General features: G+C 34.2%; 14 protein-coding genes. 12 read left to right on the top strand and 2 right to left on the bottom strand.

Annotation, left to right across the window (positions count from 1 at the left end; genetic code table 11):
- The first annotated feature begins 207 nt into the window (after positions 1–207).
- The 3 genes from JG553_RS09505 to JG553_RS09495 all read left to right on the top strand — a co-directional run bounded on the left by JG553_RS09505 (position 208) and on the right by JG553_RS09495 (position 3,222).
- Positions 208–870, top strand: a complete 663-nt coding sequence (locus JG553_RS09505; protein ID WP_000923520.1) for an ABC transporter ATP-binding protein — start codon at positions 208–210, stop codon at positions 868–870.
- Complete coding sequence (locus JG553_RS09500; RefSeq protein ID WP_000072147.1) at positions 863–1,639, top strand: ABC transporter permease; 777 nt, start codon at positions 863–865, stop codon at positions 1,637–1,639. Before JG553_RS09505 ends, JG553_RS09500 begins: the two co-directional genes overlap by 8 nt.
- A gap of 395 nt (positions 1,640–2,034) precedes the next feature.
- Complete coding sequence (locus tag JG553_RS09495; RefSeq protein ID WP_000026194.1) at positions 2,035–3,222, top strand: MFS transporter; 1,188 nt, start codon at positions 2,035–2,037, stop codon at positions 3,220–3,222.
- A gap of 61 nt (positions 3,223–3,283) precedes the next feature.
- On the opposite strand, the gene JG553_RS09490 is transcribed toward JG553_RS09495, so the two are convergent.
- Both JG553_RS09490 and JG553_RS09485 read right to left on the bottom strand, forming a co-directional pair.
- Positions 3,284–4,636 carry a carboxylesterase family protein gene (locus JG553_RS09490; RefSeq protein WP_000700921.1) on the bottom strand — a complete coding sequence of 451 codons (1,353 nt, stop codon included), beginning with the start codon at positions 4,634–4,636 and terminating at the stop codon, positions 3,284–3,286.
- 607 nt (positions 4,637–5,243) lie between these two features.
- Positions 5,244–6,881, bottom strand: a complete 1,638-nt coding sequence (locus tag JG553_RS09485; RefSeq protein ID WP_001030711.1) for an APC family permease — start codon at positions 6,879–6,881, stop codon at positions 5,244–5,246.
- Between the two features lie 179 nt (positions 6,882–7,060).
- Here JG553_RS09485 and JG553_RS09480 point away from each other — a divergent pair, with 179 nt between their 5' ends.
- From JG553_RS09480 to JG553_RS09440, 9 genes are all read left to right on the top strand, one after another.
- A complete protein-coding gene (locus tag JG553_RS09480) occupies positions 7,061–7,660 on the top strand; it encodes a YdeI/OmpD-associated family protein (protein WP_001291519.1) in 600 nt (199 codons plus the stop codon).
- A gap of 3 nt (positions 7,661–7,663) precedes the next feature.
- A complete protein-coding gene (locus tag JG553_RS09475) occupies positions 7,664–7,804 on the top strand; it encodes a hypothetical protein (protein ID WP_001791736.1) in 141 nt (46 codons plus the stop codon).
- Between the two features lie 79 nt (positions 7,805–7,883).
- A complete protein-coding gene (locus JG553_RS09470; RefSeq protein WP_001789925.1) occupies positions 7,884–8,003 on the top strand; it encodes a hypothetical protein in 120 nt (39 codons plus the stop codon).
- Positions 8,004–8,329: 326 nt separating this feature from the next.
- Positions 8,330–9,556, top strand: coding sequence for a betaine/proline/choline family ABC transporter ATP-binding protein (locus JG553_RS09465; protein WP_000948981.1), 1,227 nt, complete (start codon positions 8,330–8,332; stop codon positions 9,554–9,556).
- Positions 9,553–10,188: an ABC transporter permease gene (locus JG553_RS09460; RefSeq protein ID WP_000569120.1), complete on the top strand. Its 636-nt coding sequence runs from the start codon at positions 9,553–9,555 to the stop codon at positions 10,186–10,188. Before JG553_RS09465 ends, JG553_RS09460 begins: the two co-directional genes overlap by 4 nt.
- A 16-nt stretch (positions 10,189–10,204) precedes the next feature.
- The gene (locus JG553_RS09455; protein ID WP_000721553.1) at positions 10,205–11,146 is read left to right on the top strand and encodes an osmoprotectant ABC transporter substrate-binding protein; all 942 of its coding nucleotides are present in this window, start codon (positions 10,205–10,207) and stop codon (positions 11,144–11,146) included.
- The gene (locus JG553_RS09450; RefSeq protein ID WP_000398941.1) at positions 11,146–11,841 is read left to right on the top strand and encodes an ABC transporter permease; all 696 of its coding nucleotides are present in this window, start codon (positions 11,146–11,148) and stop codon (positions 11,839–11,841) included. Before JG553_RS09455 ends, JG553_RS09450 begins: the two co-directional genes overlap by 1 nt.
- Positions 11,842–12,134: 293 nt before the next feature.
- Positions 12,135–13,535: an MFS transporter gene (locus JG553_RS09445; RefSeq protein ID WP_000381270.1), complete on the top strand. Its 1,401-nt coding sequence runs from the start codon at positions 12,135–12,137 to the stop codon at positions 13,533–13,535.
- 225 nt (positions 13,536–13,760) lie between these two features.
- Complete coding sequence (locus JG553_RS09440; RefSeq protein ID WP_000684056.1) at positions 13,761–14,696, top strand: 2-dehydropantoate 2-reductase; 936 nt, start codon at positions 13,761–13,763, stop codon at positions 14,694–14,696.
- Positions 14,697–14,870: the final 174 nt, after the last annotated feature.

Here is a 14,870-nt window from a genome sequence, read left to right as displayed (position 1 = left end):
GTTGTTAAACAATTGTCTAATTTTAATTCTTAGTCATTAGACAGTATCCATGTTAATAGGATTTTTTGTTTTTAATTTAAATGCTGAAAATCAATTATGCCTAAATTTTGATATTACAAGAAAATGATTTTTTCTTAAATGTAATTGCACTAAAAACCAAAAAAACGGGAATAATATACCTGATATATTACATGAGGAGCGGTGCAAATGTTGTTAGAAATTAAAGATTTAGTGTATAAAGCGAGCGATAGAATCATACTAGATCATATCAGTCTAAAAGTAGATAAAGGCGAGAGTATTGCCATTATAGGTCCATCAGGTAGTGGTAAAAGTACATTTCAAAAGCAAATATGTAATTTGTTTAGTCCAACTAGTGGAGAACTTTATTTTAAAGGTAAACCCTATAATGATTATGACCCGGAAGAATTGCGTCAACGAATCAGTTATTTGATGCAGCAAAGTGACTTGTTTGGTGAAACGATTGAAGATAACATGATATTCCCATCACTTGCACGTAATGATAAATTTGATAGAAAACGTGCAAAGCAATTAATTAAAGATGTCGGTTTGGGACATTATCAATTAAGTTCGGAAGTGGAAAATATGTCGGGTGGTGAGCGGCAAAGAATTGCTATAGCGCGCCAACTGATGTATACACCGGATATTCTTTTATTAGATGAATCGACCAGTGCATTAGACGTTAATAATAAAGAAAAGATAGAAAATATCATTTTTAAATTAGCAGATCAAGGCGTGGCAATTATGTGGATTACCCACAGCGATGACCAAAGTATGCGACACTTTCAAAAGCGTATAACAATTGTTGATGGTCAAATTTCTAATACAGAGGAGTTGAATCAACATGAGTAATACGGCACTTGGATTGACGGCATTGCTTTTAGTCATTCCGATTATCATTTCATATAAAGAAGGTTTACATATTATTAAAGATTTAATTGTTGCGACATTACGAGCAGTTGTGCAATTAATCATTTTGGGATTTTTGCTGCATTATATTTTTAAAATAAACGATAAATGGCTGCTTATTTTATGTGTATTGGTCATTATTATTAATGCATCATGGAATACAATTAGTCGAGCATCACCAGTGATGCATCATGTGTTTTGGATATCATTTCTAGCTATCTTCATTGGAACGGCATTACCGCTTGCAGGTACTATTGCGACAGGGGCCATTCAATTTACCGCAAATGAAGTTATACCTATCGGCGGCATGCTTGCAAATAATGGCTTGATTGCAATTAATTTAGCTTACCAGAATTTAGATCGTGCATTCGTACAAGATGGTACTAATATTGAATCTAAATTATCACTTGCAGCTACACCTAAATTGGCTTCTAAAGGTGCAATACGTGAAAGTATTCGTTTAGCTATAGTGCCAACTATTGATTCGGTTAAAACATATGGGCTTGTGTCGATTCCTGGTATGATGACAGGCTTAATTATTGGTGGCGTACCACCTTTACAAGCGATTAAATTTCAATTGTTAGTCGTGTTTATTCATACAACTGCGACCATTATGTCTGCTTTGATTGCGACATATTTAAGCTATGGTCAATTTTTCAATGCAAGACATCAATTAGTAGCACGAAATACTGATGTTAAGAGTGAATCATGATAGATTTTACTGCATCAGATTTAGGCATTAGTTTTAATTGGAAATGAAGTGACGCGCACATATAGTATCGCTATTCATTAGCGCAGCGAAAATATTCATAAAGGCACGCATACTTTGTAGTCAGTTATCTGTTCTGACATATAAAGCGTGCGTGCTTTTTTGGAGTTATTGTTGAAACTGAAGTAATTATACATAATTATTAAATGACATACTTGTGTTAATTTTTCAAATACTGAAAAACAATTTCAATAATTTTCCAATTAAGCACAGAAAATTAAAGCAAAATATTATATAATAGAACGGTTATATATAAAATTGTGTTGCACACATTTTTTAATAAATCGTTATTCTAAGGGAAATGAATATCGGAAATTTTGTTTGAAAGGAGTTTTAAATTGTCAATCATGCGACTATTTACATTCATTTTAAGTATTTTTATCGTAGGAATGGTTGAAATGATGGTTGCAGGAATTATGAACTTGATGAGTCAGGACTTACATGTATCAGAAGCTGTCGTTGGTCAATTAGTGACAATGTACGCTTTAACATTTGCGATATGTGGACCTATTCTGGTTAAATTAACGAACCGTTTTTCATCAAGGCCTGTATTATTATGGACATTACTTATATTTATCATTGGTAATGGCATTATTGCTGTAGCGCCAAATTTTTCAATATTAGTAGTTGGTAGAATTATCTCATCTGCAGCAGCAGCACTAATTATCGTAAAAGTATTAGCTATTACAGCGATGTTATCAGCACCTAAAAATCGTGGTAAAATGATTGGACTTGTCTATACAGGGTTTAGTGGTGCTAATGTTTTTGGTGTACCAATTGGAACGGTTATCGGCGATTTAGTAGGTTGGCGCTATACATTTCTATTCTTAATTATTGTGAGTATTATTGTTGGCTTCTTGATGATGATCTATTTACCGAAGGATCAGGAAATACAACGAGGCCCTGTGAATCATGAGACACCATCTCATGAAAATCATGTTACTTCGAAAATATTAAGACCTGCTGAAGTAGCAAAATATTTAATTATTACGTTTTTAGTATTGATTGCAAACTCAGTGACATTCGTCTTTATAAATCCACTTATTTTATCTAATGGTCATGATATGTCATTCGTTTCATTAGCACTTCTAGTAAATGGAATCGCTGGCGTTATTGGAACATCATTAGGTGGTATATTCTCCGATAAAATTACAAGTAAGCGTTGGTTAATGATTTCTGTTTCTATTTTTATCGTCATGATGTTACTTATGAATTTAATCTTACCTGGTTCAGGTCTATTGTTAGCAGGACTATTTATTTGGAATATCATGCAATGGAGTACTAATCCAGCAGTGCAAAGCGGTGTGATTCAACATGTTGAAGGCGACACAAGCCAAGTAATGAGTTGGAACATGTCTAGTTTAAACGCTGGTATTGGTGTTGGAGGCATTATTGGAGGCTTGGTCATGACACATGTTTCTGTTCAAGCTATCACATATACGAGTGCCATCATTGGCGCATTAGGATTAATCGTTGTTTTCACATTGAAAAATAATCATTATGCTAAAACATTTAAATCATCATAATTCTCATATGAAAAGCACGCCTGCTATCAAATTCAGGTGTGCTTTTTTAGATGCGATAACGTTATTGATATGTGCGATAATAGCGACGTTCATTATGATACATCGGCCAAGGCATTTTACCGCTTTTAGCAAAATTAGCTAAATCATTTTGCATTTGTCGACTTAAAAATTTAAGGTGAGCAGTTGTTGGATATTGATGTGCTGCTAATATTTGTAAGTTTCCGAACCAAAATACCATATCTAGAATATGGTAAGCACTGCGATAGTGTGCGCTAGAAGTATCATGCCATGCAAATTCAGCAAGCCATAGTTGTGCGTTTGAATCTTGTATATTGAGTTGTTGTAAAAATTGCTTCATCGGCTGTTTGAAATAACAATGTGTAATCGCTAAAGATTGTTGCTTCGCCGTCTGAACATCTTCGTATTTTAAAGGAATATCATTTAATTCCATAATGTCGATAAAGCGTTGCGGCGATAATTTTTTCTGTTCACTAGTAATATAAATATCGCCTTCATCTTTTGTATAACATGCAAAAATTGGTTTCGTTGTTGGATAATTATTTTGTATATAATCTGTTTTAATAGGCGCATATATTAAATCAAGCCCTTTAGAAGGTCCTCGAGATTGTTTTAGCTTCGCCATCAGCATAAGAATATCATTTGTCGATAATGATGTAACATCATCTGTATCTAAATAATCGAGCATCATTTTTTGGAAATGTTGTGCTTTATTGCGTGCACTCTCAAGGGTGTCTAATCGTAGTGCGCCACTTAGTAGAACGACTTTATGGAAGTATGGCTCAATGTCAGGTATTTTAAGTAAAGTCAAAATGCTCATACTGCCTGCAGACTGACCCATTAAAGTAATGTTATTAGCGTCGCCACCGAAGGATTCAATAAATTGATGCACCCATTTTATGACATTGATTTGATCTGAAAGGCCATTATTGGAATGAAAATCTTTATTAAAATATGACCAGTCTAAATATCCTAATGCGCCTAAACGATAATTGCATGTAATAACGATAATGTCGTTATTTTGTACTAAATGTGCCGGTTGATAGAGTTCGGCTGTACCATGACCATTTTCAAAACTACCACCATAAAAATAAATGATGACAGGTTTCTTCGTCTGATCATTATGTTGTTTCCAAATATTTAGATATAAACAGTCTTCATGTTCAGTAAAAGTTGTAGATTGTGAGGAGAAAAAATCTTCTAATTTGTTGTCTGGTTGCGGTGGGATGGGTTGTATTTCAGTTGCATCAATTGGCTCTGACCATTGTGTTTTTAACGTAGAATGTTTAAAGCGATTGTCATGAACTGGTGGTTCTGCATAAGGAATGCCTAAGAAGATATCTAAACCATCTTGTGTAATACCATGAATTTGACCACCTGTAGTATTAATCTTCATATTTATTAACCTCCTTTATCATCCCCAATTTAATCATACCACGGTCTATAGATGATAGGTGACAAGTATAACAAGACAATTTTGTGACTGAATCAGACGAGCTTGATATCTGTTTTAACTCAAACCATTTTCAGCATTATATGATGTACTTCTACGGGAGTGGGACAGAAATGATAAAGAGCCACAAATGATTTATTATGTAGTGGTTCTTATACATTAGCCACAGCTAATGTGTACTTAAAAATATGAATACATGAGTAAAACTCATGCATAAGAAATACTAATTTCTATAGAAAAAGTATTTCTTTATCGTCGTCCCACCCCAACTTGCATTGCCTGTAGAATTTCTTTTCGAAATTCTCTGTGTTGGGGCCCCTGACTAGAATCGAAAAAAGCTTGTTACAAGCGCATTTTCGTTCAGTCAACTACTGCCAATATAACTTCGTAGAGCATAGAACATTGATTTATGTCCCAGCCTGATCATCATCTTGTTATGTTAGTTATTTATAACCGATTTTCAAAATAAAAAACCAACCAAGATGTTGAAATCAATGGTTGGTTAATGTGTGTGTGTTGAAATCATATATGGCACTGTATTTTAAAATATTTAATGAGATGACTTTGATTCATTATTTAGTGACTCACGCATCTTCGTATTGATTCGTGTTGCGCGACGGAAATAGACGCTTTCAAATGAACTCGTTGTACCGATGTAATAGAAGATAAGTGCCACAATAATAATAACGATAAAGTCAAATGGATAGTGAATCATATTTAAGCCTTTAAATTCTTTGCTTCCTATAAATGACAGTATTGATAGCACGATTAAATATACAATAATCCATAAGCTACCACCAATTTGTTTCTTTGTATTACGCCAATTCATACGATATTCATAGAAGAAGTAGATTGGTAATCCAAGTATAATGATTAAAATAACTTCAGCCGTTGTTGGCCACATTGCCCAATATATAGCTAATGAAGCTAATACAAATGATAATGGTGCCATTACTTTTAAAATTTTTGCTCTAAATGGACGAGTCATTGTTGGTCCCATTTTTCTTAATGCAATCACTGTCGTTGGGCCAGTTAAATAGGCTACTAAAGTTGCAGTAGAAATAACTGCTGCTAGCGTACCCCAATCTCTAAATAATGTAACCATAATCATACTAATGATGGCATTAAAGATGATTGCTACACGTGGGATATGATATTTTTCATTCATCTTCCCAAGAAATTTAGGGATATGTCCATTTTTCTCCATTGCTCGTAAAACTCGACCTGTAACGGCGACAAATGACACGCCAGTACCGAATGGTGATACAAAAGCTTCAATGTATAGTAAAATTGCGAGCCAATTAATTCCTAATAAGATAGCTAAATCAGCAAATGGTGAATTGAAGTTGATGCCATTCCATCCACTATGTTGTAACATTGATTGAGGCATAGAAGTGATAAACGTACTTTGTAAAATGATGTACAACACTGCACTGATTGACAGTGAGATAGCGATGCCTCTTGCGATATTTTTTTCAGGATTTTTAATTTCTGAACCCATATTAATAATTGTCTGGAATGAATTGAATGAAAAAATAATCCCTGATGCTGTTGTTGCAGCAAAAATCGGTGCACTTCCGTAAGGCATAAATGTGCTTGCCGAATGGCCGTAATTTGAAGTGTCGAATCCTGATAGCATCAACATGATGATGGTTAACATGGGTACGCCTAATTTAAATACAGAAATTAAACTCGTAAATGATGTTAAAAGTTTTACGGACCAATAGTTTAATAATGAAAAAATAACAATGATGAGATATACAGCTAGCAATCCGTATGTGCTAATAGAGCCATTTTCCATTAAATATCTCATTGGTTTCGCCCAATGCCACGGCCAAGAACTCATATATTGAACAGCTGACACAGCTTCGATAGGTATTATTGTCACCAAAGACACCCAATTCGCCCAAGCAGCAATAAAGCCTAATAATGAGCCATGTGTATACTGGGCATAGTTACTCATGCCACCTGATTGAGGAAACATTGTGCCGATTTCAATGTAGTTATAGGCAATGGTTCCAATGACTAGGAATCCAAGAACCCATGATATGATTGCTGCTGGTCCAGCTATTGATGATGCTTCCCACGCACCAAATAGCCAACCAGATCCTATTAAAGAGCCTAACCCTAATAAGACTAATTGGGATAGATTGATTTTGTCGTTGTGCAATTGCTTGTCTTTATTCATAAATACTCCTTCGTTATTGCCAAAAATACAAAAAATAATATGCGACAATTATACGCTTATTATAATAATAGTCAAATGCATTTTTTGTAAGAACGCAAAAGCATTTGTAAAATTAGTTTTTTATAAAATTAGGATATATAATACAATGTGTATTGAAAAACAAAATGGAAGTGATGACTATGAGTGAGAAACAATCAAATGAACAAGTTGAAGCATTTTTAAATAAAGAGAGTCAATGGCAAGAAGAATATAAATATTTGAGAGCGTTAATCTTTAATGAAACAGAATTAGAGGAAGCGTATAAATGGATGCATCCTTGTTACACGTTGAATAATAAAAATGTAGTACTTATCCATGGCTTCAAAAATTATGTTGCACTATTATTTCATAAAGGTGCCATTTTGGAGGATAAATATCATACACTCATTCAACAGACTGAAAAGGTGCAAGCAGCTCGTCAGTTACGATTTGAAAATTTAACAGAGATTCAAGCACGTACCGAAGAAATTAAATATTATCTAGCCGAAGCAATTAAAGCTGAAAAAGCTGGTAAAAAAGTTGAAATGAAGAAAACAGAGGAATATGTTATTCCTAAAGAGTTAGAAGCTAAGTTCGAAGAAATGCCACAGTTAGAGTCTTCATTTTATAAATTAACGCCAGGCAGACAACATCAATATATATATCATATTGGACAAGCTAAACGCAGTGAAACAAGACAAAAGCGTGTTGAAAAGTATATTAACCAAATACTAGAAGGTAAAGGGATGCATGATAAGTAATTAATGAGTAAAGCATACCGGTTATACAACAACATACAAGATGACACGAAACAACCAATGGCTCATGCTGTTGGTTGTTTTTTTAGGTGTGTCTGTCATGGGCAACACTTTGACGTTGGAATTCCGTTACAGGCTTGGGAGTAGAAAATGTTAGCAAAAGGCAAGGGTGTCTACAATGAATGATGAAGATATTAAAATATAAGGATGACTTTGTGAGTGGCGGATGGGCGGTTGTCCGTCTGTAACAATGGATGCGTGTGCATTATTACAAAAATTCGACTTTTGTAATAATATTTCACATTTTCGACACTTTTTTGCTATAAAACAACCAATTGAGCGATAATAAATTCGCTTTTAAAAAATATGAGTTATCTATTTAGTTGCCAAAGATAAAATAATAATGTTTAATAACATCATATAGAGTATGTTAGTTTTAAATGTCGAATATACGAATGTGCAAACAAAGTAATCGGTAGAAATTCAACATACATAGCGCCGTTTACTGTTAAGTATTCACATTACAGATGAAAAATATAAAATTCTACATAATCAAGACCATGATGTGTACTTGTTTAACTTATGACTCTATTTGTTTAACAATTGCGATAATGGTCTTTTTATTTTATGCGTATCATTCGTCATATTTTTTATGAGGAAGGAGAAATGATTATGTTAAGTATTAAGCATTTAACGAAAATTTATTCTGGTAATAAAAAGGCAGTAGATGACATCTCTTTAGATATTCAATCTGGGGAATTTATCGCATTTATTGGAACCAGTGGAAGTGGCAAAACGACTGCTTTAAGAATGATAAACCGTATGATTGAAGCGACAGAAGGACAAATTGAAATTGATGGTAAAGATGTTCGGAGTATGAATCCTGTCGAATTGCGTAGAAATATTGGCTATGTTATTCAACAAATTGGCTTAATGCCTCATATGACGATTAAAGAGAATATTGTGTTGGTACCCAAATTGTTGAAATGGACTAAAGAGGAAAAGGATAAACGTGCAAAGGAATTAATTAAACTTGTGGATTTACCGGAGTCATTTTTAGAGCGTTATCCAGCAGAACTATCAGGTGGGCAACAACAACGTATCGGTGTTGTAAGAGCACTTGCGGCCGAACAAGATATTATTTTAATGGATGAACCTTTTGGTGCATTGGATCCTATTACGAGAGATACGTTACAAGATTTAGTTAAAACGTTACAACGAAAATTAGGCAAGACGTTTATCTTTGTAACACATGATATGGATGAAGCGATTAAATTAGCAGACAAAATTTGTATTATGTCAGAAGGTAAGGTGGTGCAATTTGATACGCCAGACAATATTTTAAGACATCCCGCAAATGATTTTGTACGTGATTTTATAGGACAAAATAGACTGATTCAAGACCGTCCCAATGACAAGACTGTAGAAGGTGTAATGATTAAACCAATCACGATACAAGCAGAAGCAACACTGAATGACGCCGTTCATATTATGAGACAAAAACGTGTTGATACTATTTTTGTAGTAGATAGTAATAACCATTTACTAGGTTTCTTAGACATTGAAGATATAAATCAGGGTATACGTGGACACAAAAGTTTACGAGACACCATGCAACAACATATTTATACCGTTCAAATTGATTCTAAATTACAAGATTCTGTACGTACGATTTTAAAAAGAAACGTTAGGAATGTACCTGTCGTAGATGATCAACAGCGTTTAGTAGGACTGATTACGCGTGCCAATGTTGTTGATATTGTATATGACACGATTTGGGGCGATAGTGAGGATACAGTGCAAACAGAACATGTGGGGGAAGACACTGCGTCCTCAAAAGTGCATGAGCAACACACTACTAATGTCAAAGTACGTGACATAGGAGATGATAAATCATGATTGAGTTCCTACATGAACATGGTGGACAGTTGATGTCGAAAACACTGGAACATTTCTATATTTCTATAGTGGCATTATTACTTGCCATCATTGTTGCAGTACCTATAGGCATTTTATTATCAAAAACAAAGCGAACTGCCAATATTGTATTAACTGTGGCAGGTGTCTTACAAACTATTCCAACACTAGCTGTACTTGCTATTATGATACCGATTTTTGGTGTTGGTAAAACGCCTGCAATTGTAGCGCTATTTATTTATGTATTATTACCTATTTTAAATAACACGGTACTCGGTGTTCAAAATATTGATAGCAACATTAAAGAAGCTGGAAAAAGTATGGGAATGACACAATTTCAATTGATGAAGGATGTTGAATTGCCGTTAGCATTGCCGCTTATCATTGGTGGCATTCGTTTGTCATCTGTGTATGTAATTAGTTGGGCTACACTTGCAAGTTATGTAGGTGCGGGTGGATTAGGTGATTTCATTTTCAATGGTTTAAATTTATATGATCCACTGATGATTGTAACTGCAACGGTACTCGTTACTGCACTAGCATTAGGTGTTGATGCCTTATTAGCTTTAGTTGAAAAATGGGTAGTTCCCAAAGGCTTAAAAGTATCTGGATAATTAGGAGGCTAAGATAATGAAGAAAATTAAATATATACTTGTCGTGTTTGTCTTATCGCTTACCGTATTATCTGGATGTAGTTTGCCCGGACTAGGTAGTAAGAGCACGAAAAATGATGTCAAAATTACAGCATTATCAACAAGCGAATCGCAAATTATTTCACATATGTTACGGTTGTTAATAGAGCATGATACACACGGTAAGATAAAGCCAACATTAGTAAATAATTTAGGGTCAAGTACGATTCAACATAATGCCTTAATTAATGGGGATGCTAATATATCAGGTGTTAGATATAATGGCACAGATTTAACGGGAGCTTTGAAGGAAGCACCAATTAAAAATCCTAAGAAAGCAATGATAGCAACACAACAAGGATTTAAAAAGAAATTTGATCAAACGTTTTTTGATTCGTATGGTTTTGCGAATACGTATGCATTCATGGTAACGAAGGAAACCGCTAAAAAATATCATTTAGAGACAGTTTCAGATTTAGCAAAGCATAGTAAAGATTTACGTTTAGGTATGGATAGTTCATGGATGAATCGTAAAGGCGATGGCTATGAAGGATTTAAAAAAGAGTATGGTTTTGACTTTGGTACAGTGAGACCAATGCAAATAGGTCTAGTCTACGACGCATTAAACTCAGAGAAGTTAGACGTTGCATTAGGTTATTCTACAGATGGTCGAATTGCGGCGTATGATTTGAAAGTACTTAAAGATGATAAACAATTTTTCCCACCTTATGCTGCGAGTGCTGTTGCAACAAATGAATTATTACGGCAACACCCAGAACTTAAAACGACGATTAATAAGTTGACAGGAAAGATTTCGACTTCAGAGATGCAACGCTTGAATTATGAAGCGGATGGTAAAGGTAAAGAACCTGCTGTCGTCGCAGAAGAATTTTTGAAAAAACACCACTATTTTGATAAACAGAAAGGTGGTCATAAGTAATGGAAGGTAATTTATTACAGCAATTATTCAATTATTATGTTACGAACTTTGGTTATCTATGGGATTTATTTTTCAAACACTTATTAATGTCTGTCTATGGTGTGCTGTTTGCAGCTTTAATTGGTATTCCATTGGGAATCTTGCTTGCAAGATACACAAAACTTTCTGGATTTGTAATTACAATTGCAAATATAATTCAAACAGTTCCAGTCATTGCAATGTTAGCTATTTTAATGTTAGTCATGGGCTTAGGTTCAGAAACAGTAGTTTTAACAGTGTTTTTATATGCGTTACTTCCAATTATAAAAAACACTTATACTGGTATAGCTAGTGTTGATGCGAATATTAAGGATGCTGGCAAAGGTATGGGAATGACACGCAATCAAGTGCTACGAATGATTGAATTACCGTTATCTGTTTCGGTTATTATCGGTGGCATTCGTATTGCCTTGGTTGTTGCGATAGGTGTTGTTGCCGTTGGATCATTTATAGGAGCACCTACGCTTGGTGACATTGTGATTCGTGGTACAAATGCGACGGATGGCACAACGTTTATTTTAGCAGGTGCGATTCCGATTGCTATCATTGCAATCGTCATTGATGTACTATTAAGATTTTTAGAAAAACGATTAGACCCAACAACACGACATCGTAAAAATCAATCTAATCATCGGCCGCAAAGTATTAATATGTAATAGTAGAAGATGTTTATAATTTAGCGATTTCGTTTCATGATTTATAAAAAATGAGGCTACTCAAGGAGCTCAAATAATCTTTGAGTAGCCTTTTTATAGGTTGTGTTTGTATGCGTTTACACTAAAATAGCAATTATTATCATGAAAGTTTTTGGATAAAAAGCGTTAATTATTGTAAAAATACTAAAAAATGAGATGTTTTATTTATAATTTTCTGCAAATTTATGATATTGTTTCTTAATATATCATATTAAAAATTTGTTTTTCTTAAACATAGGAGGCTTATCTAATTCATGGACACATCAAAACAATTTAGAGGTGACAACCGATTGCTTTTGGGTATCGTTTTAGGGGTTATTACCTTTTGGCTATTCGCGCAGTCACTTGTTAATCTTGTTGTCCCATTACAATCAACATATAGTAGTGACGTTGGAACGATAAATATCGCTGTTAGCTTATCTGCCTTATTTGCTGGTTTGTTTATCGTAGGTGCTGGTGATGTTGCTGATAAATTTGGTCGCGTCAAAATTACTTATGTAGGATTGATATTAAATGTTGTAGGTTCATTACTCATCATCATTACACCTTTGCCAGCATTTTTAATTATAGGTAGAATAATTCAAGGTTTGTCTGCAGCATGTATTATGCCATCAACACTTGCTATTATTAACGAATATTATATTGGTACAAGAAGACAACGTGCCTTAAGCTATTGGTCTATTGGTTCTTGGGGTGGTAGTGGTATTTGTACGTTGTTTGGTGGCTTAATGGCTACATATATAGGTTGGCGTTCAATATTTGTTGTTTCAATTCTATTAACATTATTAGCAATGTACTTAATCAAACATGCACCTGAGACTAAAGCAGAACCAATCAAAGGTATGAAAGCAGAAGCTAAAAAGTTTGACGTTATTGGTTTAGTCATTTTAGTAGTGACGATGTTAAGTTTAAATGTAATCATCACACAGACGTCTCATTTTGGTTTAGTTTCACCGTTAATTCTAGGTTTAATTGTTGTGTTTATCTGTTCATTAGTTGGTTTTGTATATTACGAAAATAAAATAAAGCATCCACTTGTTGATTTTTCAATTTTTAAAAATAGAGGATACAGTGGTGCAACTATTTCAAACTTCTTATTAAATGGTGTAGCAGGTGGTGCACTTATCGTTATTAACACGTATTATCAACAACAATTAGGATTTAATTCTTCGCAAACGGGTTATATTTCATTAACGTATTTAATAACAGTGTTGTCAATGATTCGTGTAGGTGAAAAGATTTTATCTCAACATGGTCCGAAGCGCCCACTATTACTAGGAAGTGGCTTTACAGTGATTGGGTTAATCTTATTGTCGTTAACATTTTTACCAGAAGTGTGGTATATCATATCTAGTATAGTTGGATATTTATTGTTTGGTACTGGTTTAGGATTATATGCTACACCATCAACTGATACAGCAGTTGCTAGTGCGCCAGATGATAAGTCGGGTGTTGCTTCAGGTGTGTATAAAATGGCGTCATCATTAGGAAATGCATTTGGAGTAGCAGTATCTGGTACGGTTTATACTGTGTTAGCAGCTAATTTAAATTTGAACTTAGGTGGTTTCACAGGTATGATGTTTAATGCCTTGCTAGCAATTGTTGCATTTTTAGTCATTTTACTATTAGTTCCTAAAAATCAAACGAATTTGTAAAACTGAAATGAAAGCAAGTTATTATGTAGGGATTTTAAAGGAAATTTTGTGAAAGTAAGTTTATCATACACACTTAATGTTGCGTATTGACGTTTAATGTTAGGTGTGTTCTTTTATAGACGATAAAAGCTGTGTGCATATTAAGCGAATGATTTTCAAATTGACGCTAATATGCGAAAGTAGTATTTTTAAAATGAACAACAACGATGAAGAGGGGTTTATAGGATGAAAATTGCAATTGCTGGATCGGGTGCATTAGGTAGTGGCTTTGGTGCCAAACTATTTCAAGCAGGATATGATGTCACACTTATTGACGGATATACATCTCATGTTGAAGCGGTTAAGCAACATGGATTAAATATAACGATTAATGGAGAGGCATTCGAGTTAAACATTCCGATGTATCATTTTAATGATCAACCGGACGAAAGCATTTACGATGTTGTCTTTCTATTTCCAAAGTCTATGCAATTAAAAGAAGTGATGGAAGATATGAAGCCACATATTGATAATGAAACGATCGTCGTATGTACGATGAATGGTCTGAAGCATGAAGAAGTCATTGCGCAGTATGTTGCTCAATCACAAATTGTCAGAGGTGTTACGACTTGGACGGCAGGTCTTGAAAGCCCTGGACACAGTCATTTACTTGGTAGTGGACCAGTTGAAATAGGTGAACTAGTGGATGAAGGTAAAGAAAATGTTATAAAAGTTGCTGATTTACTTAACGAAGCGGAATTGAATGGTGTCATTAGTAAAGATTTATACCAATCGATTTGGAAAAAGATTTGTGTTAATGGTACGGCAAATGCATTAAGCACAGTGTTGGAGTGTAATATGGCATCGCTGAATGAAAGTAGTTATGCGAAGTGTTTGATTTATAAATTAACGCAAGAAATAGTGCATGTAGCGACGATTGATAATGTTCATTTAAATGTTGATGAAGTATTTGAATATTTAGTTGATTTAAATGAAAAAGTTGGTGCGCATTATCCATCCATGTATCAAGATTTAATTGTTAATAATAGAAAAACTGAAATTGATTATATTAATGGCGCAGTTGCAACATTAGGTAAACAACGTCATATTGAAGCGCCAGTCAATCGCTTTATTACTGATTTAATTCATACTAAAGAAAGTCAGCGACACGCACAGGATTAATTGGTGTTTTAGGTATGATTACAAGGAAATGACAATCACGTGATATTACGGTCATTATTAAGATTGAAATGTAATAAATAAAGAACAGCAGTAAGGTACTTTCAAATTGAAATGATCTTGGTGCTGTTTTTCTTGATTGATCTTCGTCATAATTCAGATTTGTCATAGGTCTAC

Origin of the sequence: Staphylococcus sp. T93 (assembly GCF_016743875.1) — a bacterium.
Classification (GTDB): Bacteria; Bacillota; Bacilli; order Staphylococcales; family Staphylococcaceae; genus Staphylococcus; species Staphylococcus aureus.
This window is presented reverse-complemented; position numbering and strand designations above follow the sequence as displayed.